Here is a 24,911-nt window from a genome sequence, read left to right as displayed (position 1 = left end):
ACATGGAGACATTCGACGTCGCCGTCGTCGGACTCGGCGCTCTCGGAAGCGCCGCCGCCTACCACCTCGCGCGGAAGGGGGTGACGGTGGTGGCCTTCGAACAGTTCGATCTCGGTCACGTGCGGGGAGCGTCGCACGACACCTCCCGCATCGTCCGCACCTCGTACGGCGCACGCGAATACGTCCGCCTGGCACAGTCCGCGTACCGCGACTGGGCCGACCTCGAGGCCGTGACGGGCGAACGACTCGTCGACATCACCGGCGGAATCGTCTTCTTCCCCGACGACGGGCCGCACTCGATCGACGACTTCGTCGAGAGCCTCACCGCGACGGGCGTGCCGTTCGAGATGCTCGACAACGAGAGCGTGCACGCGCGCTTCCCGCAGTTCACGATTCCCGCCAACGTCCGCGCCATCTACACGGCCGACTCCGGGATCGCCCATGCCTCCCGCACCGTCGCGACGCTGCAGATGCACGCCCGCACTGCGGGAGCGGAACTCCGCGACCGGACTGCCGTCGACCGTATCGAACCGGATGCCGACGGGGTCGTCGTCCGCACCTCCCGCGGCGACGTGCGCGCCCGCAAGGTCGTGCTCGCGACGGACGCGTGGACGAACCGCCTCCTCGAACCGCTCGGAGCGGCCATCCCGCTCGTCGTGATGCAGGAGCAGGTCTCCTACTTCACCCCGGCGGACCCGGCGACGTTCGATCGGAGCCGTTTCCCCGTGTGGATATGGGAGGACGTGCAGTGCTACTACGGCTTCCCCACCTACGGCGAACCGACGATCAAGGCGGCTCGCGACGTCTCCGACAACGTCATGGCGCCGGAGGACCGCACGTTCGTCCCGTCGCCCGCTCTCATCGACCAGTTGTCGAGTTTCATGGCGGGCACGATCCCGGCGAGCGGCGAGGCGCTCCGCACCATCACGTGCCAATACGCTCTCACCGATAACCGCCGCTTCGTGATCGGTCCTCTCGACGACCACCCGGACGTCATCGTCGCCCTCGGTGCCGGCCACGCCTTCAAGTTCACCCCGACGATCGGCCGCGTGCTCGCGGAACTCGCCGTCGACGGCGTGACGACGGAGGACATCGGGCGCTTCACCGTCACGGCGCCCGTCGAGGGCGCGGTCCCCTTCCCCGTGGGGTGAGCCGACGCTCCTCCGGGCCACTCGCTCCTGGTCCCGCCTCTCGCACCGGAGGCGGGATCAGGACTCGTCCAGGGCGACCGGCTGCCGCAGGATCGTCCGCAGCCTCTCGGCAGCCGTTCTTCGCGCGTCGCTCACGTAGATCTCGTGGTGCCTCCCGGTGAGGCGGAGGCCCCGCTCGGGGACCTCGTGCTCGTGGAGTCGCGCGAGCACGGCGGCCTCGTCGTCGTAGGGACCTACGTGGAGCGTCTGGAGGCACATCCCCTCCTCGAGGACGTCGAGGCGGACGTCGCGGACGCGGGAGGGCTTCTTCCGTGCGGCGACCTCCTCGATCGCCTCGGAGAACAGGGAGGCGGTGACGGCGTCGGGCACCAGGATCATCGCCGTCCACCGCCAGCGGGCCTTGTCGCGCCGGGTCGTGAAGGTGCTCATGTCGTCCGACCACCACAGGGCCTCGAGCGGCATGACGACGAAGTCGTCGCCGGCCTCCCGGCGTACCGCGGCCTTGAGCGCGTAGGCGACAGGGAAAAGCGCGGCGATCGCATCGGCGTAGAGCGGCGAGGTGTTGGGGTCGCCCTGCCCGTCGACCATGAGGTATCGGCGCGCCGGCACCTCGACGACCCGGAACTCGCCGCGTCGCGCGCGGTAGTCGTCGAGCGTCTTCTTCCGGTCGATCGCCATGCCGTCACCCTGCCACTCGCGATCAGGTGAGGCAACGACCGGCGCGGTCCGTCACCGCGGTGCGTTCGAGCGGCCGCCATCGTCCGACCGTCCCGCTTCCGCACTTCCCGATCGCAGCGCCTCGGCGAGAGCGGCGATCGCATGCCGGCGCTCCCCTCCACGCCGGACGGCGAGCGAGACGACCCACTCGGGCATGCGGTCGGAAAGCGGGACGACTCGACACCCGACGGCGCCGATGACATCGGGAACGACGGCCACACCGATCCCCGCGGCGACGAAGGGGCCGACGCTCGGCAGGTCCGCGACCTCCGCACTCAGGCGTCGCGTGATCCCCTCCTCGCGGAGCCGGGCGTCGACCTGCACGCGGTTGCCGAAGCCCGGGAGGACGTCCACCCAGTCCTCGCCCGCGAGATCCGCGAACGACAGGGTCCGGCGGGTCGCGAGGGCGTGCGCCTCCGGGACGACGGCCACGAAAGGCCTTCTGACGACCGCTTCCGCCGCGACCCCGGCGGGCACGGGGAGAGCGACGAACGCGAGATCGAGTCTGCCCTTCACGAGGTCGTCGATGAGGCCCGTCGAGCCGGTCGCCGACGTCACGAGTTGCACGTCGACGCCGGGGTGCTCGAGGCGGAAACGACCGAGGACGCCGGGGAGGTCGAAGACCCGGAGCGCTGCGAACGTGCCGACGCGGACGCGACCGCGCAGCCCGCTGCCCGCCTCCCGCGCCGTCGAGCGCATCGTGTCGAGACTGTCGAGCATGTCGCGGACGATCGGGAGCAGGTCCTGGCCAGCAGGCAGGAGCGACACCGACTTCGTATCGCGGTCGAAGAGGCGGACGCCGAGCTCCGTCTCGAGGCTCCGCAGACCCGCTGACACCGTCGATTGCGCCACGAAGAGCCGCCCAGCCGCTCGTGTCAGGTTCCGCTCGTCCGCGACCGCGACGAAATACTCCAGCATGCGCGTGTCCATGACGTGATCATAGACCGCCTCGATCGTCATGATCGAAAACATCCGCTTCCATCGATGAATCGGCGAGAGCATGATCAACGCATGACCACCACCGCCTCTCCGTCCGTCGCCCCACACGGTCCTACCGGGACTCGACGCGCCGCGCTCCCCCGCGTGCCCCGCGTCCCCCACCGCGCGGGCTTCTGGATCACCGCCGTCGCCTTCCTCGTCATGATGGCCTTCAACACGGTTCCGACGCCGCTCTACTCCCTCTACGCGGCTCGCGATCACTTCCCGACGATCATCGTCACGGTGGTCTTCGCCGCCTACTCCGTCGGCGTGATGATCGCGCTGTACCTCGTCGGCCACATCAGCGACCGCGTCGGCCGCCGCCGCATGATCCTCTCCGCCGTCGTGCTCGAGACCGTCTCGGCCGTCCTCTTCCTCGTGTGGTCGACGACACCCGGTCTCATCGTCGCGCGCCTCGTCGCCGGGTTCGGCATCGGCATGCTGACGGCCGCCGCGACCGCGCACCTCGCCGACCTCCGCCGCATCACCCACCCCGCCGCGACGGTCGGCTTCGCCGCCACGATCGCGGGCGTCGCGAACATGGGCGGTCTCGCCATAGGCCCCCTCGTCGGTGGCGCCTTCGCCGAGTGGGCGGACGCCCCGCTCGTCACACCCTTCGTCGTCTTCCTCGCCGCCCTCGTCGCGATCGGCTTTGCCTATGCCTTCGTGCCGGAGACCGTCGTGAAGAACGCAGCTCCCTCCGCGTACCGTCCACAGAAGGTGCGCGTGCCCGCGGAGAGCCGCTCGACCTACTGGGCCGCGGGGATCGGCGCGTTCGCGGCGTTCGCGATCACGGGGCTGTTCGGCTCCATCGCCCCGACGTTCCTCGCTCAGATGCTGCACGAGCCCGACCACCTGCTCGCGGGCGTCGTCGCCTTCTCGGTGTTCGGAGCGGCGGCCGCGTCGCAACTCGTCTTCGCCCGGATGGCCGCGCGCCCGCAACTCGTCCTCGGCGTGTCCGCGATGGTCACGGGACTCCTCGTCCTCGGCGCGGCCGACGTGTTCGTGTCCGCCGCGGCCTTCGTGATCGGCGGGGTCATCGCCGGAGCGGGCGTCGGGCTCGTCTTCCGCGGGGCTCTCGCGACCGCGGGAACCCTCGCGATCGACGGCAACCGCAGCGAGGTCACCTCGGGCATCTTCCTCCTGGCCTTCGCCGGCATGACGATCCCGCCCCTGCTCGTCGGCGCGGCGCTCCTCGTCCTCCCGCTCGTCCCGGTCTTCGGAGGTTTCGTGGTTCTCGTCCTCGCGCTCATCGCCTGGGCGGGTCCGCGCATGATCCGCACCACCGCCTGATCACCAGATCCGGCCGTCGGCGAATCCGGCTGGACGCCTGACCGCGGACCCTCTGTCCCCGCTCAGGCGTCGAGCTGCTCGTGGAGCCAGGTCGCGATCCGCTCGCGCAAGTCGTCGTCCAGGATCGCGAGCGCGTGCCCCGATCCCGCGACCGGCACAAACTCGGCCTCGATCCCGGCCTCCTCCAGGCGGGCCACGAACGCCTCGGCCTGCTCGACGGGGATGAACTCGTCCGTCGAGTGCGCCACGAAGAACGGCGGATCGCTCGCATCGACGCTCGTGACGGGTGAGGCGTCGGCGGCGATCCGGCAGTCGTCGTAGCTTGCACACCCGAGGTAGTCGAGCTGCACGCGCTGGAAGTCGCTGCTCAGCCCGCCGAGCGCCGTACCCGCGAGGGTCAGGTCGATGGGTGCGCTCAACTCGACGACCGCGTCGACGCGAGTCCCCACAGTGCGTGGTCCCTCACCGCGAGTCCCGAGCAGGGAGACGAGGTTGCCTCCGGCGGAATCGCCGAACGCGCCGATCCGCTCGGGATCGTGTCCGAATCGCTCGACTTGCGCGTTCTGCCGCGCCCAGCGGACGGCTCGCGACACGTCCTCGATCGCCGCGGGATACGGATGGTCGGGAGCGAGGCGGTAGTTCGGTTGGAAGACCACGAAGCCCTCACTCGCGAGCCACGCGCACGTGTCGCGCCACGGCCGCTGCGCCTTGTCACCCTGTCGCCACCCCCCGCCGTGGACGGACACGACGGCGGGCGCGTCCTCCTCGACGTCGTCGGGCAGGCAGATGTCGAGGAGGACTCCCTGGGGAGCTCCGAAGTCCACGTCGTCGACGAACGCCACGCCGGCGTAGTCGGACGACGGCGGCACGATGCCGGCGACCGACGGTTCCGCGGTGCAGCCCGTGAGCGCCGCAAGGAAGACGACGGCGCCGGCGGCGGCCCGGCGGCCGATGCTCCTCTCGGCGGCGGCCCGGCGGGTCCTCACCCGACGTCCTCGAGGTGGGGAGCGAGTCGCGCGGACAGGGCCGTCGCGAGGGTCCGCGAGAAGGTCGCCGTGAGGTGGTGCTCGTCGGAGTAGACGAGTGTCGCCCCGATGACGGCCGGACACATCGACACGTTGCACAGGTAGTCGGTGAGGTCGATCACGGCTCCGTCGCGCTCGGCCGCGACCGTTCGCTGCGCCTCCCGGATGGCGGGGTTGAGCGCGTCGGCCCGCTCGATCGCACACGCGTCGGCCGCGTCGAGGTGTGACGAGAGGCACAGCACGGGTGAGGCCGCGAACTCGGGAGAGTCCGCGAGGGTGATGACGCGGCTCGAGGCGGGCAACCGGTCGTACAGCTGCGAGAGTCCGTCGATCCAGTCGGCATTCTGCACATCGGGGTCCCGGCCCGGCGTGGGACCGAGGTGGTTCGCGAGCACGACGATGTCGGGCGCATCGGCCGTGATGCGGGCGACCGCCGCCTCCCGCCAGGCGGAGCAGGAGGCGTTCTTCGACGATTCCCACGCCGCCGCAGTCTCCTCCGAGCGGCACCCCGACTTCGTGTAGGTGTCGAGGCGGTAGCCGAGCGCCGTCGCGGCCCGTTCGAGGGCCGGGAACCACCGCCCGGCGTGGGAATCACCGAAGAGGGCCATCGTGCGCGGCGAGTCGAGCTCCCCGAAGGAACACGTCAGCACGGTGGACTCGCGGAGGTTCTGCTGACAACCGTTCGTGTAGATCTCGCCGGTGTCGGCTATCGCCCGGTCGAGGGTCGGCGAGAGATTCGCGGGGACGAACGGCGTCCCGGCGGGGAGCTCGCCAGCGGAGCGCTCCGGCTCCGTGCGCGCCGAGGTGAGCGGAAGCACCGACGCCGCCGCGCTGCCGGCGACGAGACCCGTCACGACGACGAGGGTCGCGGCCGTGAAGGCGATGAGGACCCGGCGCGACGGGCCGCGCCAGCGACGGACCGGGGTCTCGACGACCGTGAAGAGCACCCACGCGACGGGCACGGCCGCCGCCGCGACCGCGAGGCCGACGGGCAGCGCGAGCGGCGCGTCGATGCCGAGGTGCTCGTGCGCCAGGACGAGCATCGGCCAGTGCACGAGGTAGAGCGAGTACGAGATCGCGCCGACGACCTGCAGCGGCCGTACGGAGAGCGCTCGATCGACTCCCCCTCGCGCCCCGAAGGCCACGACGAGTGCCGCTCCCCCGACCGGAACGAGCGCGGCGGACCCGGGATACGCGACGTCCGACGAGTAGAGCACACCCGTCACGAGGATCGTGAGGAGGCCGGCCCAACCGAGCGCCCCGGCGATCACGCCGGGGACGCGCGCGATGGCGGCGCCGAACCCCGCGACGAGCGCGCCGACGCCGAACTCCCACGCCCGTGTGTGGGGCGAGAAGAAGGCGAGGGACTCGGACACGGGCGTCGTGACGACGCTCGCGCCGAACGAGGCGACGGTGATGACGGCGATGGCCGCGAGGAGCACCGTACGGGACCGCCGACCGATCAGATACGCCGCGAGAAGCAGCACGGGCCAGACGATGTAGAACTGCTCCTCGACGCCGAGCGACCAGAAGTGCTGGAACGGCGACGGCGCCGTACCCGCGAGGTAGTCGGTCTGCCGCACGGCGAAGACGATGTTCGGGACGTACAGGGCTGACGCGACGGCGTCGTGCACGATGTCGACGAGTCGCAGCGGCGACACGACGAGGAAGCTCGCGAGCGTCGTGAGGACGATCGTGACGAGCGCAGCGGGGAGGATGCGGCGGGCCCGCGCGGCGTAGAAGCGCGCGAGGTCGATCCGCCCGGTCCGGTGCAGCCCCTCGAGCAGGTGCCCGGTGATCAGGAACCCGGAGATGACGAAGAAGACGTCGACGCCCACATATCCGCCGCCGAGGAGCGGAACGCCAGCGTGATCGAGAACCACGAGGCCGACCGCGATGGCCCTGAGCCCCTGGATGTCGGCTCGGAACGGTCGACGCCGCGGCTCGCGCTCGGCGGGCGCGCGCGCGTTCAGCCGGTCCTCGACGGTCGTCACCCTCCCATGCTGACGGATGGAGGCGAACGGCCGGTGAACGGGCTAACGTCGAGGACATGACAGCGCGCGAGGGAGCGGGCGAGGCAGCGGGCACATGATCGCGGACCTCGTGTCGTTGCTCCTGTCCGCCAGCATCGAGAGCATCGACGACTTCTTCGGACGGCGGCGGCGGCGGAAACGCAGACGCTTCACCGACAGCCACGTGTTCGTCGACGAACGCTTCTCGCTCGGCACGGAGACGCGCACGCGATCGCGATACCTCGCCATCCCCGTGAGTAACTCCGCTGCGGACTATGAGGAGTACTACCGCCTCTCCCGCACCGAATACTCCCACTTCACGACGGACCTCGCCGCTGCCGTCGCGTTCGCGGACGAGTGCCGCGCACGGCATCGGGACGACCGTTTGATCGTGCAGCCCGGCTCGAGCCGCGGAGTGCCGCGCTAGCGACACTGTCCAGAGACACAACATCCCGCTCACGCGGTGCGTGAACGGGATTCTCGGTGGACTTATTGGAAGTGCTTGCGAACAATTCGCAGCCCCTTTCGGCCCTTCGTAAGGCCCTGAGCAGCGGCCGGATCGCTAAGATCCTCGAACTTCCCGTGCGCGAGAGTGCACCCGGAACCCGCTCCTTCCGGCAGGTGACGCCCGCTCTGCTCGAGCAGCTGGCCGCTGATTACCGCTCCGGCCTCAGCGTCTACGCCATCGCCGAGAAGCATGGCCTCCACCGCTACACGGTGACCGAGCATCTGAAGGCGGCGGGCGTCGTGATGCGCCGGACGATCACGGAGGCGGAAGGGCGGCGCGCCCACGAGCTCTACGACTCGGGCGCTAACTTCACCGACATTGCCCGGGCACTCGGACGCGACCCGGCGACGGTCAAGAAGGTCATCGGACGGCCAGTCACCGGGACCAGGCTTCCCATTGCGGACCCATTCCAGATACGAAAGCAGGCCCCGCGCCAGACGCTCATAGTCGGGCTCGGGCCTCATGATCGGAGCGACGCGAATGACCTTGCCGCGCCTCGAGGTCCCGCCGACCGCGGCGCGGCCCAGCACCTTCGAGCGCGAGAGCGCCCTCCCGATCCCCTCCCAGTCCTCGGGACCGCCTGCACGGGTAGTCGCCCTCTCATAGACGGCGTTGAGCCGGTGCCAGTGCTTGCCCACCCTGTTCACCAAAGAGGGCTCGGTAGCCAGCACGTCGCGCATCCGCGAGGGAAGCTGCTCCTCCGTCATGAACTCCGACGGCCGGTACAGCCGGTGGACCTCCCACTGCTGGGTCGGTGACAGCACGGCGTAGATGCTGGGCGTGAAGAGCCAGAGGTCCCGGAGGAGACGGTAGCGGTCGAAGTGTTCTCGGGAGGACGTGCGCGGCATCAGCTTTGCCGTACTCCGATCGCGACGCGACTGCGAGACCTACTCATGACTTGACCGCACTACTGCGTGAGGGGAACCGCTCCCATCGGACGGATGATGATGGCCTTGTGTCGAGCCCTGGTGATGGCAACGCGAAGGAGTCGGCGCGTCGCAAGGTGTGGATACTCTTCCCTCTCGGAGAAGAAGACGCCCCGATGAAGATGACCCTCGACGACGATCACGCCGTCGAATTCCTTACCCTTCGACTTATGCATGTTCATGAGGACGAAACCTTGCGGCTCCCGCTGCTCGCTGACGAGTCGTCCCTGATCTAACGTACGTCTGACAATGTCCGTAGCACGGCCGTAATTTCCGGCCCGGTCCCATTGTTCCGACAGCTGCCCGCCGATCTCGTCGGTGGCACCGAAAAGTCGCACGAATCGCACCGCCTGCACGATCTCTTCCAGCCCGCTGGCGCCTTCCAGGATCGTCCGCGCCGCTAGCCAGTCAGCCTTTGGGTTCCCAACGAACGAGACGCCACTCACGGCTTTCGCGAGGATCCATTTCGCTCCAATCGGACGAACGCCCTTTCCGTCTCTCAACGCCTGGGCGTTAACCCTGTAACGGTCCCGAAGCACAACGGCACTCGCGATCGGCCCGTTCGTAGCTACGGCACTCTTGACGTCGAAGAACGAAGCCACGGCTTCCAGCGTTGAGGCGGCGTCAGAGGACGGGTCCACGCCTGACCACTCGAGTATCGAAGCCACGACCTGCGCGGCGGCGGCCGATATCTCGGCGTCCCAGAGGACGTCGTGCGAGACAGGACCGTACTCCTTGCCCTGGAACTTATGCGTCTCCGACAACCAGCCGGAGATCTCCGAGACCAGCCCGTTCGTACGCGCGAGCACGGCGATGCTCGGCTTAGTCACGCCTTCTTTCCGAAGTTTCGCGTAAAGCCAGATCGAGGCTGCGTGCGTTGCGGCGGGATACGATCGTGGCCAGACGCTCATGACCCCGACGTCATCCGTTTTCGGAAGCTCTCGATTTTGAAGTACCGCGTCGGCGAAGTTCAGAATGCCAGCGTCGGGACTTCGGTGGTTGTCTCCGCCAAGGTCAAACTCCACTGGAGCGAGCAACGCACGGACCTGGTTGAGTCGTTCAGGGTCGACCCGGTCGTCATATTCGAAGATGCGTTGATCCGGGTCAGCCAGGACGATTAGCTCACTGCGCTCCGCGAGCGCGTGAACAAGCTCCCACTGGGCGTCGCTCGTATCCTGGAACTCATCGAGGATGATTACCGGGAAACGATCGGCGACCAGCTCGGCCACTTTCCTGACCTGCGCCACCAGAGACGTTGCTCCGCTGGCGAAGTTGTCGAACGCATAGAGGTTTTCCTCGACAGCTAGCCGGTCGCGCTCGACCTTCCAGTCACCGTCATGGCTGGCCTTGCTGATCTTTTCCCGATCCGGAAACAAGATGCGCGCCGGTTTTCCGCTCAGTAGTCGGCCGTGCGCGCGGAGGATGTCCATGCAAAACGCATGGTAGGTCTGAACAGTGATTCGTGAACCCTCGTCACGCGTGAGTACGTCCTTCGTGCGGTTCATCACCTGCCGAACTGCCGCCCGCGAGAAGCTCAGGAAGAGCACGTTCTGGCCGGATTCCAGGCCGGGAATGAGCCGCTGCGTCTTGAGTAGCGAGAGGGTCGTCTTCCCGGACCCAGGACCGCCGAGAACCATTATCCGACCGTCGTGGTCGTGGGCTTCCTGCGCTGGCCCGGAAAGCTCGAAGCTCATGCCCCGGCTTCGTCCTCAGCTACGGTCGCTTCATCACCGGCATCGCCGGACGCTACGTCGACGGCATCGGGCTCCGCGCCCAACTCAGGTTCCCCCTGGAGCTCCGAGTCGATTCCCAAAAGTACGTCGACGAGTTCTTCGGGGAGCTCCGCCTCGGTTTCGCAGTGTTCGATCAGGACGGCGGCGTAGGCATACGCCTCACCCTTGCGAGCCTTGAGCACCTTGCCGGTGAGCGCTGGAACATCCTCGTCCTTAATCTGCGGGTCATAAGGAAGGTGGGGGTAGTCGGGCCGGCCTGACACATCCGCGAGGAACCGACGGTGCGTTTCCACGGGAATGCCTTTCACAAGCACGTCCTCGATGCCCTTTTCGGGCGACTCCCAGAAGCGGTCGAACTTGGTCCGGTCGTCGATCTGGTCCTGTGGCAATGTCCCGTTCGGCTTGTCGCATGCGCCCCAGGTCTTCTTGCCGAGGGCCTTGAAGATCGGTCCGAACTTGGCGACCGAGCCGTCACCCGGAGTCGCGAACATGGAGACCCCCGAAAAGTCGAGGTGCGTGTAGCCGTGGTGTACCCGTTCCAGCACGTTCGACACGGCGGGGAACACGACCGCCTCGGTGGAACCTTCGACCACAAGGACGCCTCGGGCGAGAATTGCTTCCGCAAACTGCCGCTTGTTAGTGAGGTAAGTCTTTCGCTTCACCTTCGAGGGGTCGATCGGCGTTCCGATCAGCTTCGTGACTTCACGGTGCAGCATGACGATGCTGTCGGGCTCGAACTGCTCGATGACGGGACCGGAATGGGAGGTCACGATCGACTGGCCCATTTCTTTAAGCACGTACCGGGTGACCCGGCGCTGGGTGTGGGGAGGCAGTGCGATCTCCGGTTCCTCCATCGCGAAGATGACGGACTGCGAGCCCTTCAGGTCAGCGATGATCGTGAGGAGCGCGAAGACGAGCAGGTTGATAGATCCGGTGCCTTGCTTGTCGTAGGGCACGAGATGGTCGCTGGGTTGGGTCGCGACGAAGAGACGCACCACTTCTCGGAGGTGCTGGCGGGTCAGGTCCGAGGCGAAGAAGGCGGCGGAGTTGTCGCCCGGCGTCATGTTAACGAATCGGCCGAGGCGCTCGCGCAGGTCCTCACGAACCTCCTTGAGCTGCGGGACGTCGCCTACCGCCGGGTCCAGGTCGGTGAGTTTCGCGAGGGTGTCGCTCCACATCTCTGCGGAGCCGTCCCCGCTCAATCTCAGGATCGTGTCGAGCAACGATCCCCGCTGCAGGCTGAGCGCGCGGGAGCCGGTACGGAGGGCCCGGAGGTATACGTAGCCGGCGAGACGCTTATGTGCTCGGCGGAACGGGACCAGGCCGGCGCCCAGCGAGGCGAGAGTCTCGACGTCGGTTTCGTCGACGATCGGTTCGGGATGGCAGAAGAATGTGTCGCCGACGAAGTCGTCCTCGTCGCGGTCGTAACGTCCGATGAAGCAGACGGGTAGCGCCCAGTCGACGCCTTCGTCTCCAGAGCGATCGACGCCGCCGTCATCCTCGTCGATGAATTCGCTAGCTGCTTCGTCCCAGAGCCTGAGGTGCTGATCTCCGAAGCGTCGTCGCTCCTCGGGCGTCAGTTGGGTGAGTACGACGTCTATTCGCACTTCGACCGGTTCGCCATTTCCATCGACGTACTTACCCATGTAGAAGTCGTGTTCGTCGATCACCGGACGACGATAGAGCCGTTCAGGACCGAGCACGAGGTCGAGGGCCTCGCAGATCGTCGACTTTCCGGCGTTGTTGCCGCCCACCAGCAAGGTGTGGGCTTTGAAGTGGATCTCGCTGTCCTCAATCCCACGAAAGTTCTGAATGCGCAGATGCCGAACCCTCATGATCGAACTCCTTGAGGACCGGTTGCTGATGGAGGCGTAGTTGTCTTACCCATATGTGCCTCTGATTGTGACAGCACCCCACGACATTGCAAGCGTGATCAGGCCGCAAACCGTAGCGACATTGACAACATCACCGGTACATCGCTCAGGGGTGGGAATCGGCCCGATCGGACGTACCGGTGCGAAGGACCCTAAGGCGGTTGGAACAGGGAAACAGGGGTCAGACGGACGATCCGCGGAAACGAAGAACCCACCGGCATGTACCGGTGGGCCCGTCCGATCGGACATTACCCCTGGTGAGGGCGGATAAGAATGAGAGCTTGGTGGACTTATTGGAAGTGCTTGCGAACAATTCGCAGCCCTTGTCGGCTCTGAGGAAAGCCCTTAGCAGCGGACGGATCGCCAAAGTGCTCCAGCTTCCCGTTCGCGAGAGCGTGCCCGGCACCCGCTCCTTCCGACAGGTTACGCCAGCCCTGCTCGGGCAGATGACGGCCGACTACCGCTCCGGCCTCAGCGTCTATGCCATCGCCGAGAAGCACGGTCTCCACCGCTACACGGTGACCGAGCATCTCAAGTCCGCCGGCGTCGTGATGCGGCGCACGATCACGGAGGCGGAACGACGGCGCGCCCACGAGCTGTACCGTTCGGGCGCAAACTTCACTGACATAGCCCGGGCGCTCGGACGGGACCCGGCGACGGTGAAGAAGGTGATCAGGACGGCCACTCCCCCGGACCCGGCTTCCCCTGGCGGACCCACTCCAGGTACGAAAACAGGCCCGGCGCCAGGCGCTCGTAATCGGGCTCGGGCCTCATGATCGGCACGACCCGGATGACCTTCCCTCGCTTCGACGGACCGGCCACCGCGGCGCGTCCGAGCACCCGCGAGCGGGAAAGCGCCCGCCCGATCCCCTCCCAGTCCTCGGGATCGCCGACCCTTTCCGCCGCCCATTCGTGTACGGCAACAAGCCGCTTCAAGTGTTTGCCGGCCCTGTTCACCAGAGATGGCTCTCCGGATAGCACGTCATGCATCCGGGATGGAAGCTGCTCCTCCGTCAGGAACTTCGACGGCCTGTAAAGGCGGTGTATCTCCCACTGCTGCATCGGCGACAACACGGCGTAGATGCCGGGCGCGAAGAGCCACAGGTCCCGCAGGAGACGGTAGCGGTCGAAGTGTTCGCGGGAGGACGTGCGCGGCATGGCTGACCCTGACTATGCGCGCCCCTTCAAAACCGCTCGGGTCGCCAACCCTCAAGATACCTGTCGGCGAGTTGCAGAATGCCGTCATTTCCAAGCTGCTTGCGGACGTTGGCCACAGCTTTCTTGACTGTGTTTTCTGAGCCGAACAGCTCGACTACGAGGTCCCAGGCGAGACGATCCTCTGTTCTGACTTTTCGTGAACCCATAGACTGAGACAGGGACGTCGACTTCGCCGATCGGAGGACCGACCTGATCAAAACCGGATCCGAGGCAGCCGTGAGTGGCGCCTTGCCGACCGCGTCGCGTACTGCGTCGTAGATACGCCAGGCATCCCATTCACGGTCGGGTTCTGCTGGCGCATCCCTCTCAAGTCCGCTCACGAACTCGTCCTGCAGCCGCTGAGCGAAGGCCTCGCTGACGAGCTTGTGGCCGGCGCCTTCCCGGTAGCCGACGCTGTGAATGAAGTCGAGCTGAGAGGAGTACGTTTCGATGCCTGTCAGAATCTCAGCGACTAGGGCTTCCCGAGCCGTTTCGTCCTCGACCTTGCGAAGAAGGCGGAGAACTACTCGTCTTACCGTGACCTCCGGGCGACCGAGGTCGAACATCCCTGCGTTCTTCTTCTCAGGGATTCTGTCGATGAAGTTCAACAGCGTTGTCGACGCGGGAACGATCATCTCCGTCGTGAACCTCCTCTCGTATGCCGTCAGGCCTTCAAGGATCGTGTCCAGCTGGTCCGGTTCCAGTGCCAAAAGGTACGCCTTGAGCGTTTCTGCGTCGTCGAGTACGGCGAAGGCGCCTTCGGATTTCCTGAACGCAACTAGAGCGTCTGGTGCGACGCGGTCGAAGTACAGGTTGAGGTAGTCGGCGTGCGCCATTCGATGCGCGGTGCGCCAGGTAGCACGCCATTCCGAGCCGTAGCTGTTGTTCTCCACGTATTGGAGTGCGACCGGGAAGAGCCGGTTGAATAGCGCTCGTATCAGCGATGCGTCCTGGGCGAAGTCGCTAAGGAGCGCGTCGACAGCTTTCTGCGCGTAATCGTCTTTGCGCGATGAATAGTCGCGCGTCTTCGTCAGCTCCGTGCGGAGCTTGGCCAGACGCTGCATGAGGTCGGGCCGAAACACGCGGACGGCCTCCATCGCGAGGAGGTCGACGAGGTCAATCTCAGCGCCAAGACTCTTGATCGTCGATCTCGACGAGATGGCGTAACGGGTCACGTCCCGCATGTTCGAGAGCAGCGGGTCGATGATCTCGAAGTAGGCATCGCCCCAGCGGTCCTCGTCGATCTCGATGTCAGCGACGGGTGCGAGCACGCGGTTGAGCTCGGCGAAAACCTGGGAGCGAAGAAGCATTTCCGGCGCCTGTGGCACGTCGAAGCTCAGCTGCACGATCTTCTCAAGATAGGCACGCCCCGGCACGCCATCCTCCGTAAGCGCCTGCTCGACCCGGGCACGGTCGAACGCCAGCACGTAGACGATGTTCGGGAAACTGGCAGTCAGGCGAACCAGCTTGAATATCTCGCGTATCTCAGGAGTCGTGAGTCGATCGATGTCGTCGATCACCACGACGATCGGCTCCGTCAGCGCTAGGAGTTCTTCGGTGATCTTCTCGCGAACCTTCTTCGCGCTTCGGTCGGCATCCGTGGTCTCAGCCAATCCGCTGACAGCTCCTGCCGCCGCCTCTCCGACCGCTCCCGCGAATGGAACCGGGATGAACTGCGATACCGGCTTGAGTATGCCGGCGTACTTCGCCAGCCAGTCAGCAGCCTGACCGAACTTGCTCTTGTTCTTGACGTTCAACTCGGCGCCGATCTCGGTGAAGAAGAAGTTGACCAGCTGGTTGGAGCCGGAGAACATCCACGGGTTGAAATCGATGACCGTCAGCTTCGGTTCCTGCTCGAACTGCTCACGCATGAGATTGATGAACGAGCTCTTGCCGTGCCCCCACGGCCCGAGGACACCGACCACCAGCCCCTCGCTGGCGTCGAGCTCGCGGACAGACTCGGCAAAATCGTGCGCGACCGGAGCCCGTCCCAAATCATCATCCGCCGACGATTTGATCGGGGCGTCGATCGGTGGCTTATCGTGGGCTTTCTCTGCGTCGCTCATATGTCCCTATTTGTGCGCCTTGATCCCTCTTTTTGCAAGCAGGCGCGCAACGATCGTGTTGAATCTTCCACAACACCACCGGTACATCGCCCAGGGGTGGGAATCGGCCCGATCGGACGTACCGGTGCGAGCGACCCTAAATCGGTTGGAACAGGGCATGCCCAGGCGTCCTAAGAGACCCGTCCACACCAACTAGAACTAACGGTGCGTCTTCGCCCAAAGCGGATCCGAATAAAGTCCAAGCTCGTGTCATGGCAAGACGCGTGACATGGCGATCTGACGGGGACGTTTGGGTTTTCGAGGAGGGCCAGTTCGTGAAAGTCACTCGACGTGGTTCTTCTCAGCAAGAGACGGTGACCTTCCGGGTGTTGGAGGTTCTGGCCGGGAACCTGGTGATGACTGATCTCCAGGGGCTATCCCGCTATGACTGGCTCGGTCCTCTCCTCAGCTGGTCCGGCGACTCTATTCTTGAGGAAATCTGACATCTGATTCCCGAGAGCTGAGCCGGGTCGCCTACGCGGCCGGCCTCTCCCGGTACACGTTCTAGAAGTTCGAGAAGGGCGAGTCCATGCCCGGCACCCCGGCCAATCCCTCGCTACGCAACGTGATGGCCATCGCGCAGGCGCTCGGTGTCGGGCTCGACGAGATCGCGCCCAAACCGTGGCCCGACCTCCATCCGGGACACGGCACCAGACAGTGACCAGCATCCCGTTCTGACGGCATGTCCTGATTCGAGGTTGCTTCCCGTCGAGGCCGATGCACGCCCAAACTCCAGTGCGGCATGACGCACTTCGCGAGCGTCTTCAGAGATTCTCCGAGACGCGGCGTTCGCCGGTCGATCTCACACCTCGCCCTGACAGCGCTAGTCCCACAAGTGGGGCATCGCGCCTGCGTCCGCCGCCGATAGCTTGAAGCTGTTCGCACCGCCTATTGGGCTAGAGGACGGTCGATTTGGGAAGCACCAAGTCGGCGGCCTTCCCCTCGGATGAGGAGAGCGAGTCTGATCGAACCCGACTCGCGTCTCCGAACAACTAAAAGCATCCATTGTCGGCCCCCGTCGAAAAAAATTGACACGCCTCTGCTGGGGTATGGTCAGGAGCTGGGATCAAGTGATTGGCACATCCGTAGTATTGTCGAGACGCTCGATACTTCGCGGAGCGCTGGTCGTCTCCGCCGTAGCGGCAAGCGTGAGGATCCCGCAGTCCGCCACCTCCCAGGCCCTGGCGTCGTCGGGCGGCACGGTCTTCGCCTCAGAGGACCTCGTCTGCGCGACGACGAAGTACTTCGATCCCGCATGGACCACGGAAAGCGTGGCATCATTCCCGGTCCGCCTGGAACTGCTCGAACGGTCCAGTACGTTGCGCCTCGTCGCGACCTGGGACCCTCGCTTGTTCGCGTTGCATGCGCCAGTGCTGGGAATCGTAGGCTCCTCGATTCGGGAGATCGAGAAGGTCAACGATGGCGAGGGTATGCTCAGTCTGGACGTACCCCCGGAGATCACCGAGATCAGTTTCCAGGTGGAGGCTCTCTCCACTTACCCGAACGACAACGTCGGCGACGTGGTCGCAACGACCTTCCAGGCCCTCGATGCCGACGGCACGCTGATCGACGAGATAATCGTCGCGCCATCCTCCACCGACTGCGCGCCGTGGAGCGTCGAACTCGCCGCCGACTGGATTTGCCTCGAATCAACGGTCGTGCCAGCGAGGATCACACTGACGAGCATGGGGCCGGGGCCCGCGCCAAAGGGTCTCACCGCGGTCGCGTCCTACGCGGACCTGCTCCCTTCGCCCGTCCTCACACTTATCGGCGACTCCCCGCCCGCCACGTTCGCGATCACGTCTGCGGACGGCATCCGCGAGCTGACCCTTGAAACGAGCCGCGAACTTGTCACGGGCGACCAGGTCGAGCTCATCTTCACCGAAGATCCGTCCGACACCAAGCCGAAGTCCTTCACAGGCGTGACGCCCCGAGTCCAGCTCGTGCCGCCGGAACTCATGGTCGGGTTGCGGGAATCGGGACGTCACACTTCTTTCCCGGTGACCGCGTCCGGATCGCAGCTGAGCACCTACGTGCCGGCCCCGACCGCGTGACGAACGACGACAGCGACAATGCAATCGAGAGAATGGCGGCACGATGGCTGACCCATGGGTACAGGCGGCGCAGGATTGGTACAACGTCACCTACAGCGCCCGTCCGGGCTTCGAGACGCTCATCGTGGACGGGGTGTCCGGTTGGGCGACGATGTACGCTCTCACCCGGGCCCTGCAGTACGAACTCGGCATTTCGTCGCTGTCTGACAGCTTCGGCGCGGGCACGTTGGCCGCGCTGACCTCGTTCGGCACCATCACGGCCTCGAACCCCAATACGAGCGCGGGGCCGTCCAATATCGTAAAGATCGCGCAGGCCGGTCTCTACTGCAAGGGATACAACGCCGACGGCGGCGACCTCAAAGGTCGATGGGCCACCGCCACCCAGCTCGCCGTCACCAGCCTGCGCGGCGACCTGGGATTGGGCACGACCTCTAGCGACCTCACGCCCAAGCTCTTCAAGTTCCTGCTCACCATGGACGCGGCCCGGCTCCTTCCCGGAGGCGATTCCGTCGTCCGCGACGGCCAGCGTTCCATGAACGCGAGGCACCAGGCGCGACGCGATTACTTCTTCGTCCCGGCGGACGGATACTTCCTGCGGGACACGCACCGCGCCTTGCTATTCGCACTGCAGTACGAGCTGGGTATGGCGGACGGCGTCGCGAACGGAAACTTCGGGCCGGGTACGAAGTCCGGTCTCCAGACGCAGGCAAACCTCTCCACGGGCAGCAGCGACACCACGAAGCATTTCGTCCGCCTGTTCCACCTCGCGCTGAGAGTGAACGGATACGCCACGACCTTCACTGGGACCTTCACGAGTACAACGGCCACGCACACCAACAGCTTCCAGTCGTTCGTCGGACTCCCGCCGACGGGGACCGCCGACCTCCAGACCTGGGCGTCGCTGCTCGTGAGCACCGGTGATCCGGACCGTCCGGGAACGGGGGCGGACTGCGTGACCACCCTGACCGCCGAGAAGTTGGCGACGCTCCGCAACGCCGGATACGTGTACTTCGGGCGCTACCTGACCAACGTTCCGGACTATTCGCTGGATAAGTGCATCAAGCACGGCGAGTTGGAGCGCATCTTCGCTTCGGGAGGCCGGGTGTTCCCTCTCTTCCAGACCGGCGGGGCGTCCATCTCGCACTTCACGCCCCGGCGAGGCGCGGAGGTCGGCGAGGAGGCGGCCAACGCGGCCTGGGGCTACGGACTCCCGAACAACACGATCATCTATTTCTCGGTCGACTTCGATGCGCTCCCGTACCAGGTCACCGACGCGGTGATCCCGTACTTCCAGGGCATACAGCAGCGACTCCAGCGCACGGGGCGTACCTACCGGGTGGGGGTGTACGGTCCCCGCGACGTCTGCAGGCAGCTGCTTGAGGCGGGCCTCGCCGTGAGTAGCTTCGTGTCGGACATGTCGACCGGATACGCGGGAAACCTGGGCAAGCCGCTGCCCGCGAGCTGGGCCTTCGACCAGATTCGCACCCTCACCGTCGGCTCGGGCACCGGGGCCATCGAGATCGACAAGAACGTCGTGTCGGGTCGGTACGCCGGCATAAATCAAATCTCACCGACCATACGGACCACGGCCGACCCGAGGATCCCCGCCGTCAAGCTGGACGCGTTCGAAGCGGAATGGTTCCGGGCCTGTCTCGAGCACGAGGACTCGATCGTTCAGCCAGCGGTCATGGTCGGCAACCGGCCGAACGTCAAGAGCAGGGTCAGCACCCACGACCAGTACATCACCGAGCTCGCCACCACCCTCGGGGTGCCGAAGGCCCTGATCATGACGCCGCTGATATGGGAAGGAATGGTGATCAACCCCGGGGACGCCGGCGCGGACGCGCTCGTCGCGGCTTACTACGCCGCGAAGGAGCTCGGCCAGACCCCTCCCCCGGGGTCGCGCAGCGACAGCTCAACGGGAGTATGCCAGGCGAAGGCCGAGACCGCGATACGTGCCAACAACTGGGGTGTCTCACAGGGCATCGTCACGTCGCGTTCGTACGACGCGGCCGTCTGGCAGGACATGTGGGACATGTGGCGCCTAATAAAGAATGACGAGGAGTCAGCGATCCTGATGGGCGCCCTCACGATGATGATGGAGGCCTCGGGGGCCGGGGGCGCGTCGAGGTCGCAGTTGCGCCAGATGACGCCGAGCCAGGTGATGGCGATGTGCGTCGGCTACAATAATTCGTGGTTCGACGGCGGCACTCCGGCTCAGGAATCCATGGTCTACGGCAGGAACAGAATGCAGCTGTATTACACGATCAAGCGATGGCACCAGTCATTCTGAGGCGACGGGAGCCGTCACGATGAAACCCCGATCGATATCCGTGGTCGTCGTGGGCGCCCTGGGGGTCCTGCTCGGATTTTTCGGTGCGGCCTTCCTCAATCTCGCGGGCCTCGACCTTCGGCAGGAAGGGCTGGGCCGCGGGTCGGCATGGGAGGAGGGGGAGAGCGAGTACCTCGTGGTACTCGGTTCCGGGCTGCTCGTCCTATGGCTCATCTCGGTCGGCGGGGTGTTCCTCCTGGCCCGCTCAGGACGGCCGGACCGGAAGGTCCACGTCCTTGGCACGTGGGTAATAGTCCTCAGCGCCCTGCTCGTGACGGGGCTCGTCGTGGCGTCGGTAGCCATCATCCCCCGCCTCTACGACTGGCAGGCCTACTGACCATGCTTCCGGCGACCAACGAGCGGTGCCCCGACCATTTCCGTGGGGGCACGTTGTTCGCACGCCGAATTGGCCAGGTCGATGGCGCGACCGACGGGAGTTCGCGTTCAGCGGCACGCTAGGAACTATAAGGATCTATCGCGAGTCTGGCTTGGCAGACGCACGAACCCGGCCGACCGATGAGTCGACGCGGCTCGACTTGGACTGGGAATCCTGATCATTGGCGCGTTCATGTCCGGCTCACTCGGGGACGGGAAACGGACCGGTTTGGGTTCCGCAGATCTTTGGCTGGTTCACAAACGAGACGGGTCTGGCGATGGCGTTGTCGCCGCTGTCGTCAACTACGTCCTCGCTGACGGCTGCTACCGCTCCCGCAGCCTGATTCAGCTAGCCACCCGCCCTCTATGCACGTGCTGACCGCGACGCACGCCGTCAGTCGCTGGCGACGCTCTTGAGGCCAGTGAAATCGCCGTTGCGGGCGGCTGCGATTTCGATCCTAATGAAGTCCTCGGCAGGATCCTCGAGCACCGTGCGTCGCACGTCGGATCGGTAGCCCGCCTCAAGCGTGTCCAGCAGGCTGGCGACGCCTGCCTGGTCCCCGTCGAGGTGCGCCTCGTAGGCTGCCTGGGAGACGGCCGTCTGCCAGTACAGATACGCCTCCGCGGTCCCGCTGCCACGCTCCCACAACGCGCTTGTCTCGGAGCCTTCGCTAGCCGTCGTCGGGATGTCTCGCAGGCCGGACTCGGACGGGAAGGACCATCCGGGCGGCATCTCGTAAGGGAAGGCCGCGGCGGCCTCGCGGTACTCGGCGTGAATTCCGGCCAAATCGGTAAGTCCCTTGGAAGGCATCTCCGAGAGGTACGCGTCCACGTCACCTGGTCCGGTCTCGACCCTGACCGGGAGCGTCGCGGCGATGGCGGCTTCAGGCCTGAGCATCAGCAGTCCGGCTCCGCCGATTGCCGCAACTTGAATTGCTGCCCGTCGGGAAACTATCACTTCTCGGTGACCGTGTACCAAGGTTCCTCCTCATGATTCCGCGGCACGCGTTGGCATGATGCGGACCGAAAGCGGTGTCGAGACCGCCTGACATATCCGATCGGTTCGACGTACCCGCAAGGTACCACGGCCCGAAGCAGACGTCACGAGTTCGTGGCGCCGAGCAGCCCGGGCCTTCCGTCCGTTGCCGAGGTAGCCGCCGTCCGAGATAGGCATGATGGTCCCGATCGGACCATTCGGACCGGGCGAGGTTTGGTTCGGCTCGCGTCTGCCGCCGCCTCCGACGGCCTTGTCAAGGACCTCAGCGAGAACGACGCCCAGCCCGACTCCAGGTCTGTGAGTCTGGCCAGTGGTGGCGTCTAGGATGCACGTATGCGGCACATCTCAGCTCTCATAGCTATCGCGATCCTCGCTCTGGGGCTCACGGGATGCTCAGACCCTGATCCGATCAGCGCCGGCGACGCGGACGCGTCGTCCTCTCCTAGCCCCACTTCGCAGACGGACGGATCCGCCGGAGAATTCGCTATCTCCGGCAGCGCGGATCCAGAGGCGCAGGCACAGGCGCGCACGTGGCTTGAATCAGTTGAACTGCCGGCCGGAGCCACCCACGCCGACGCGAGGGTAGCGAGGTTCGACTCCTTCACGGGTTGGCCCTGCGGTCCCGTCGCCGAGTTGGAGACGTTCTGGTCGATTCCGAACTCGACAATGGGCGAGACCGCGAACTGGCTGATGGACAACCCCCCTGCCGAACTCCTCTCCACGGCCGTCGGACCCTTACCGAACGACGCCTCCTTAAAGTCGGCAATCGTCGGCTTCGTGCCCGAGGAAGGCGCCCAGGAGGGCATCGTGTTTACCCTGCAGAAGACGCAGGACGGAGTTGCTGTGCGCGCCGAGGTCGCGGCACAGACTGATGACGCAACGTGCCCCGACCTCCCCGACGGAGAGGGATACGGGGCACCTGGCCAGGGATGAGACAAGGTGCCGGTCCCAGCGGCCCTGTGGCAAACCGGCGCGATCGGCTCATCGGATCGATCATCTGATACCGCCGAGCAGACCTGTCTCCCGACAGCCGAGATGGCATAGGCCATGAACGAGGGTCTCGACCTCGATCTGCTGATGCCCCTAGGATCGGTCCATGCGCATCGCCCGGCCCGCCATCTTCGCCCTCGCGGCCCTGCTGCTCGCCGGATGCAGCGGCACGGCCGTCGGGGCGCAAGGTTCTGACGGGGTTGGCGGACTCTCCCCAACCCCTTCGGTGACGCCAAAGGCCGCCGCGGATCGCTGCAGCCCGAGCGATGAGCCGATTCCGATGATGGATCCGATAGACGGGGGCAGGCTTTCAGCCGATGCCTTCGCCCATATGCGCGATCTCGGTCCGCACGAGTTCGCGACGGGCGACGTGACAATCAACGAAGAAGGTCAGCCAGCTACGTACACCGTCGCGCCCGGCGACGTAGCGTCGGTGGTCGCCGGCCGCTTCTGCATCTCGGAGATGGAGCTCAACCTGTTGAATGCCGTGCGCCTCTGCGGCCACGGCATCCACCCTGAGGACGTCTACAACCTCGACCCCTACACGGTCTCGAGTGCCGGCGGCAGGGCGACTGGCGCATGTGACAACGCGATCACCTTCACCCTCCCATAGCTCCGAAGCCCATCTCGCGTTCATCTGCCACGACACCGGGGACCACGTCCTCCAGATTGAAAGGAACACTCGTCCATGGCATGGTCCAACTCGTATCCCGAGGCACGACAGAACGGTAGCGGCGAACCGATCAACTACTACACGTGGAGGAACATGAAGGGGCAGGTGCAGTTCCGCTTCACGGATATCGAGGTGGACGGTGGCGCCCAGTGGTACTCCGCCTACGGATGGATCAATCTCATCGACAACACCGGCAAGGTATGGGCCGACAAGGCGGTACACAAGTCGTGGGGAGTCACCCCTGCATTCACCAACCTTTGCTTCATCCCCGGCAATAGGCTCGTCCGAATGCAGGTGACGATGCACGTGATCAACCGCGCCGGCGCGGGCTACTACAACCACTGGACCAGCCACTTGCGCTGGAACAACTCGACCGCGGTCTGACGAGCGAAACACGCCGCGTGAGCTGGCGGTGCGGCATCCTCGAAGTCTCGAGGCCCACGCTTGACAGTGCTGCGGGAGCACCGGGTTGGCCGTGCCGGATCAGCGGTTACCGTGACCGCGCGAGGTCGATGGGCTCGGTCGCCCGCGCGCCCACCCTCGGGCCGGGCACAAAATCGTGCGGCTCTGCGCTCCATTGCTCGCGCTCCTAGTTCAGAACCAGGCTTCGACAACGTCGACGGAGACCAGTTCGTTGGTGTGAGGGTCGGCTATCTGCACCGTCCAGGTGGCGCCGCTCATGTCGAGGCTCGTCGCCCGGATGGCTCCGGGACGCATGATGATCATCCATCGCCCTTCGGCGAACCATTCCGCGCCGTTGCCGGCGGCGGCGTAGGTGCCGGGCTCGGTGCCGCACGAGAAGGTCACGTCAACGAAGGCGATCGGCTCGCTCAGCATCGGCCTACACAGGTAGCGGGTCCCGTCTTCTCCGAGGCGGTCGAGGGAGAACGACCACGGGTAGCGGGTGTCGGACGCCTGTTCGGCACCGACGAGACCGTCGGCCGAGACGAAGGACGGCGGAGCCACCTGACTGGCTATGCGCACCAGACCGCCGGGCGTACCGTCCGAGTAGAATGGGTCGCGCTCCGTCAGGCACACGGCAACCTCATCCTTTAGCCGGAAGCACGGGTCGTAGATGATCCCCCCGTCGGAGCCTCCCCAGGCACACAGCATCGCGTCTACGCGCGCCGAGACGAAGGACCACTCCCAGCAGTCGGCATACGAGAGCTCCTCCACGGGCCGTTCGTCGAGTTCCAAATCATAGGAGCTTCCCGGAACGAAGGTGTGGATCTCGGTGGGTCTGCTCGGGCCAGCGTCGGCCACGATGCCCGCCCCTCCCGACGCTTCCGTCGATGCGGGCGGTATGGCCGTGATTGTCCCCGCCGCGCCCGCCACGAGGGCGGTCGTGATAGCGACCGGCACGAGGAGGACTCGGACGACGTCCCTCGCGCGTAAGAGGATCCTGGCGTCCGGCCGGCGGTCATGTCCGGAGGCGATCGACGGCAGTCCGGTTTTATAGGCGAGAGCAGAGCAAGATCAACGGCCAGCTCGCCGAGGTCGACGCACGCCTCGCCTCCTTGCAGACCGAGTTCCAAGTCCTCCAGCGCAATCTCGACGACGCCATGGCACTCATCAGAGACTGTCACGAGGCCTACAGGCGCGCACCGGATCAGCTTCGTCGCGTGTACAACCGCGCGTTCTTCGCCCGGATCCTGGTGTTCCAGGATGATCGCATTGAGGGCGACCTCGCCGAACCCTTCGCCACGATCGCGACAAGCGACAAAGGCACCGATCCTCCGGAGGGAGATTCGGTGCCTTCAAACGGTTCTTATAAGGTCAATTGTTCTAAACAGACCGATTCGGTGGACCTAGGGGGATTCGAACCCCCGACCTCTTCATTGCGAACGAAGCGCGCTACCAACTGCGCCATAGGCCCGAGTGCCTTAAGACACTATCACGATCGGCCCGGCCGATCGGACCGCCGACGGCCCACGAGGGGGTCGCACGAGTGGGCGCCGACCGCCGCGATGG

At 65.6% G+C, this 24,911-nt stretch carries 22 protein-coding genes and 1 tRNA gene; 12 read left to right on the top strand and 11 right to left on the bottom strand.

Annotated elements, in window-relative coordinates:
* Positions 1–2 precede the first annotated feature (2 nt).
* The gene (solA, locus tag ELQ90_RS12315) at positions 3–1,151 is read left to right on the top strand and encodes an N-methyl-L-tryptophan oxidase (protein ID WP_166409036.1); all 1,149 of its coding nucleotides are present in this window, start codon (positions 3–5) and stop codon (positions 1,149–1,151) included.
* A 57-nt stretch (positions 1,152–1,208) separates the two neighbouring features.
* On the opposite strand, the gene ELQ90_RS12310 is transcribed toward solA, so the two are convergent.
* The gene (locus ELQ90_RS12310; protein ID WP_128495593.1) at positions 1,209–1,829 is read right to left on the bottom strand and encodes a GyrI-like domain-containing protein; all 621 of its coding nucleotides are present in this window, start codon (positions 1,827–1,829) and stop codon (positions 1,209–1,211) included.
* 51 nt (positions 1,830–1,880) lie between these two features.
* Positions 1,881–2,798, bottom strand: coding sequence for a LysR family transcriptional regulator (locus ELQ90_RS12305; protein ID WP_166409034.1), 918 nt, complete (start codon positions 2,796–2,798; stop codon positions 1,881–1,883).
* Positions 2,799–2,879: 81 nt separating this feature from the next.
* Here ELQ90_RS12305 and ELQ90_RS12300 point away from each other — a divergent pair, with 81 nt between their 5' ends.
* Entirely contained in the window at positions 2,880–4,139 is a 1,260-nt protein-coding gene (locus tag ELQ90_RS12300; protein ID WP_128495591.1) for an MFS transporter, read from the top strand.
* A 62-nt stretch (positions 4,140–4,201) separates the two neighbouring features.
* Here the strand turns inward: ELQ90_RS12300 and ELQ90_RS16660 are convergent, their stop codons facing one another.
* Positions 4,202–5,125, bottom strand: a complete 924-nt coding sequence (locus ELQ90_RS16660) for an alpha/beta hydrolase (RefSeq protein ID WP_166409032.1) — start codon at positions 5,123–5,125, stop codon at positions 4,202–4,204.
* A complete protein-coding gene (locus tag ELQ90_RS12290) occupies positions 5,122–7,158 on the bottom strand; it encodes an acyltransferase family protein (protein ID WP_166409030.1) in 2,037 nt (678 codons plus the stop codon). The genes ELQ90_RS16660 and ELQ90_RS12290 overlap by 4 nt, the downstream gene beginning before the upstream one ends.
* Before the next feature lie 94 nt (positions 7,159–7,252).
* On the opposite strand from ELQ90_RS12290, the gene ELQ90_RS12285 reads away from it, so the two are divergent.
* On the top strand, positions 7,253–7,603 hold the full coding sequence (locus ELQ90_RS12285) for a hypothetical protein (protein WP_208020652.1): 351 nt from the start codon (positions 7,253–7,255) through the stop codon (positions 7,601–7,603).
* 323 nt (positions 7,604–7,926) lie between these two features.
* Positions 7,927–8,442 (top strand): helix-turn-helix domain-containing protein, encoded by a 516-nt coding sequence (locus ELQ90_RS17215; RefSeq protein WP_424980825.1) that lies wholly within the window; start codon positions 7,927–7,929, stop codon positions 8,440–8,442.
* 149 nt (positions 8,443–8,591) lie between these two features.
* Here the strand turns inward: ELQ90_RS17215 and ELQ90_RS12275 are convergent, their stop codons facing one another.
* Both ELQ90_RS12275 and ELQ90_RS12270 read right to left on the bottom strand, forming a co-directional pair.
* The gene (locus tag ELQ90_RS12275) at positions 8,592–10,304 is read right to left on the bottom strand and encodes a UvrD-helicase domain-containing protein (RefSeq protein WP_128495588.1); all 1,713 of its coding nucleotides are present in this window, start codon (positions 10,302–10,304) and stop codon (positions 8,592–8,594) included.
* On the bottom strand, positions 10,301–12,178 hold the full coding sequence (locus ELQ90_RS12270; RefSeq protein WP_128495587.1) for an ATP-dependent nuclease: 1,878 nt from the start codon (positions 12,176–12,178) through the stop codon (positions 10,301–10,303). Before ELQ90_RS12270 ends, ELQ90_RS12275 begins: the two co-directional genes overlap by 4 nt.
* A gap of 485 nt (positions 12,179–12,663) precedes the next feature.
* Here ELQ90_RS12270 and ELQ90_RS17210 point away from each other — a divergent pair, with 485 nt between their 5' ends.
* The gene (locus ELQ90_RS17210) at positions 12,664–12,993 is read left to right on the top strand and encodes a helix-turn-helix domain-containing protein (RefSeq protein ID WP_424980824.1); all 330 of its coding nucleotides are present in this window, start codon (positions 12,664–12,666) and stop codon (positions 12,991–12,993) included.
* Here ELQ90_RS17210 and ELQ90_RS16655 read toward each other — a convergent pair.
* Complete coding sequence (locus ELQ90_RS16655) at positions 12,890–13,375, bottom strand: hypothetical protein (protein WP_166409026.1); 486 nt, start codon at positions 13,373–13,375, stop codon at positions 12,890–12,892. The genes ELQ90_RS17210 and ELQ90_RS16655 overlap by 104 nt on opposite strands.
* A gap of 26 nt (positions 13,376–13,401) precedes the next feature.
* Complete coding sequence (locus ELQ90_RS12260; protein WP_128495585.1) at positions 13,402–15,480, bottom strand: KAP family P-loop NTPase fold protein; 2,079 nt, start codon at positions 15,478–15,480, stop codon at positions 13,402–13,404.
* A gap of 568 nt (positions 15,481–16,048) precedes the next feature.
* Between ELQ90_RS12260 and ELQ90_RS17125 the strand changes: the two genes are divergently transcribed.
* The 4 genes from ELQ90_RS17125 to ELQ90_RS12245 all read left to right on the top strand — a co-directional run bounded on the left by ELQ90_RS17125 (position 16,049) and on the right by ELQ90_RS12245 (position 20,242).
* Positions 16,049–16,180, top strand: coding sequence for a hypothetical protein (locus ELQ90_RS17125; RefSeq protein ID WP_279432137.1), 132 nt, complete (start codon positions 16,049–16,051; stop codon positions 16,178–16,180).
* A gap of 487 nt (positions 16,181–16,667) precedes the next feature.
* Positions 16,668–17,573: a hypothetical protein gene (locus tag ELQ90_RS12255; RefSeq protein ID WP_128495584.1), complete on the top strand. Its 906-nt coding sequence runs from the start codon at positions 16,668–16,670 to the stop codon at positions 17,571–17,573.
* A gap of 43 nt (positions 17,574–17,616) precedes the next feature.
* Positions 17,617–19,866 (top strand): glycoside hydrolase domain-containing protein, encoded by a 2,250-nt coding sequence (locus tag ELQ90_RS12250; protein ID WP_128495583.1) that lies wholly within the window; start codon positions 17,617–17,619, stop codon positions 19,864–19,866.
* Between the two features lie 19 nt (positions 19,867–19,885).
* Positions 19,886–20,242, top strand: coding sequence for a hypothetical protein (locus ELQ90_RS12245; RefSeq protein ID WP_128495582.1), 357 nt, complete (start codon positions 19,886–19,888; stop codon positions 20,240–20,242).
* Positions 20,243–20,674: 432 nt separating this feature from the next.
* Here ELQ90_RS12245 and ELQ90_RS12240 read toward each other — a convergent pair whose 3' ends face one another.
* Entirely contained in the window at positions 20,675–21,178 is a 504-nt protein-coding gene (locus ELQ90_RS12240) for a hypothetical protein (RefSeq protein ID WP_128495581.1), read from the bottom strand.
* A gap of 432 nt (positions 21,179–21,610) precedes the next feature.
* On the opposite strand from ELQ90_RS12240, the gene ELQ90_RS12235 reads away from it, so the two are divergent.
* From ELQ90_RS12235 to ELQ90_RS12225, 3 genes are all read left to right on the top strand, one after another.
* Positions 21,611–22,210: a hypothetical protein gene (locus tag ELQ90_RS12235; RefSeq protein ID WP_128495580.1), complete on the top strand. Its 600-nt coding sequence runs from the start codon at positions 21,611–21,613 to the stop codon at positions 22,208–22,210.
* Positions 22,211–22,373: 163 nt separating this feature from the next.
* Positions 22,374–22,880 (top strand): hypothetical protein, encoded by a 507-nt coding sequence (locus tag ELQ90_RS12230; protein WP_128495579.1) that lies wholly within the window; start codon positions 22,374–22,376, stop codon positions 22,878–22,880.
* A gap of 75 nt (positions 22,881–22,955) precedes the next feature.
* A complete protein-coding gene (locus ELQ90_RS12225) occupies positions 22,956–23,324 on the top strand; it encodes a hypothetical protein (protein ID WP_128495578.1) in 369 nt (122 codons plus the stop codon).
* Positions 23,325–23,534: 210 nt separating this feature from the next.
* On the opposite strand, the gene ELQ90_RS12220 is transcribed toward ELQ90_RS12225, so the two are convergent.
* A complete protein-coding gene (locus ELQ90_RS12220) occupies positions 23,535–24,302 on the bottom strand; it encodes a hypothetical protein (RefSeq protein WP_166409028.1) in 768 nt (255 codons plus the stop codon).
* 441 nt (positions 24,303–24,743) lie between these two features.
* Positions 24,744–24,816: transfer RNA gene (locus ELQ90_RS12215), tRNA-Ala, on the bottom strand.
* Positions 24,817–24,911: the final 95 nt, after the last annotated feature.

Source organism: Labedella phragmitis (assembly GCF_004078635.1).
GTDB classification, from domain to species: domain Bacteria; phylum Actinomycetota; class Actinomycetes; order Actinomycetales; family Microbacteriaceae; genus Labedella; species Labedella phragmitis.
This window is presented reverse-complemented; position numbering and strand designations above follow the sequence as displayed.

Excerpts from the sequence above, each read along its gene's own strand:
- solA (WP_166409036.1), top strand. The coding sequence starts at position 3 with ATGGAGACATTCGACGTCGCCGTCGTCGGACTCGGCGCTCTCGGAAGC.
- ELQ90_RS12310 (WP_128495593.1), bottom strand. The coding sequence starts at position 1,829 with ATGGCGATCGACCGGAAGAAGACGCTCGACGACTACCGCGCGCGACGC.
- ELQ90_RS12305 (WP_166409034.1), bottom strand. The coding sequence starts at position 2,798 with ATGGACACGCGCATGCTGGAGTATTTCGTCGCGGTCGCGGACGAGCGG.
- ELQ90_RS12300 (WP_128495591.1), top strand. The coding sequence starts at position 2,880 with ATGACCACCACCGCCTCTCCGTCCGTCGCCCCACACGGTCCTACCGGG.
- ELQ90_RS12285 (WP_208020652.1), top strand. The coding sequence starts at position 7,253 with ATGATCGCGGACCTCGTGTCGTTGCTCCTGTCCGCCAGCATCGAGAGC.
- ELQ90_RS17215 (WP_424980825.1), top strand. The coding sequence starts at position 7,927 with ATGCGCCGGACGATCACGGAGGCGGAAGGGCGGCGCGCCCACGAGCTC.
- ELQ90_RS12275 (WP_128495588.1), bottom strand. The coding sequence starts at position 10,304 with ATGAGCTTCGAGCTTTCCGGGCCAGCGCAGGAAGCCCACGACCACGAC.
- ELQ90_RS12270 (WP_128495587.1), bottom strand. The coding sequence starts at position 12,178 with ATGAGGGTTCGGCATCTGCGCATTCAGAACTTTCGTGGGATTGAGGAC.
- ELQ90_RS17210 (WP_424980824.1), top strand. The coding sequence starts at position 12,664 with ATGACGGCCGACTACCGCTCCGGCCTCAGCGTCTATGCCATCGCCGAG.
- ELQ90_RS16655 (WP_166409026.1), bottom strand. The coding sequence starts at position 13,375 with ATGCCGCGCACGTCCTCCCGCGAACACTTCGACCGCTACCGTCTCCTG.
- ELQ90_RS12260 (WP_128495585.1), bottom strand. The coding sequence starts at position 15,480 with ATGAGCGACGCAGAGAAAGCCCACGATAAGCCACCGATCGACGCCCCG.
- ELQ90_RS17125 (WP_279432137.1), top strand. The coding sequence starts at position 16,049 with ATGCCCGGCACCCCGGCCAATCCCTCGCTACGCAACGTGATGGCCATC.
- ELQ90_RS12250 (WP_128495583.1), top strand. The coding sequence starts at position 17,617 with ATGGCTGACCCATGGGTACAGGCGGCGCAGGATTGGTACAACGTCACC.
- ELQ90_RS12245 (WP_128495582.1), top strand. The coding sequence starts at position 19,886 with ATGAAACCCCGATCGATATCCGTGGTCGTCGTGGGCGCCCTGGGGGTC.
- ELQ90_RS12240 (WP_128495581.1), bottom strand. The coding sequence starts at position 21,178 with ATGCTCAGGCCTGAAGCCGCCATCGCCGCGACGCTCCCGGTCAGGGTC.
- ELQ90_RS12235 (WP_128495580.1), top strand. The coding sequence starts at position 21,611 with ATGCGGCACATCTCAGCTCTCATAGCTATCGCGATCCTCGCTCTGGGG.
- ELQ90_RS12230 (WP_128495579.1), top strand. The coding sequence starts at position 22,374 with ATGCGCATCGCCCGGCCCGCCATCTTCGCCCTCGCGGCCCTGCTGCTC.
- ELQ90_RS12225 (WP_128495578.1), top strand. The coding sequence starts at position 22,956 with ATGGCATGGTCCAACTCGTATCCCGAGGCACGACAGAACGGTAGCGGC.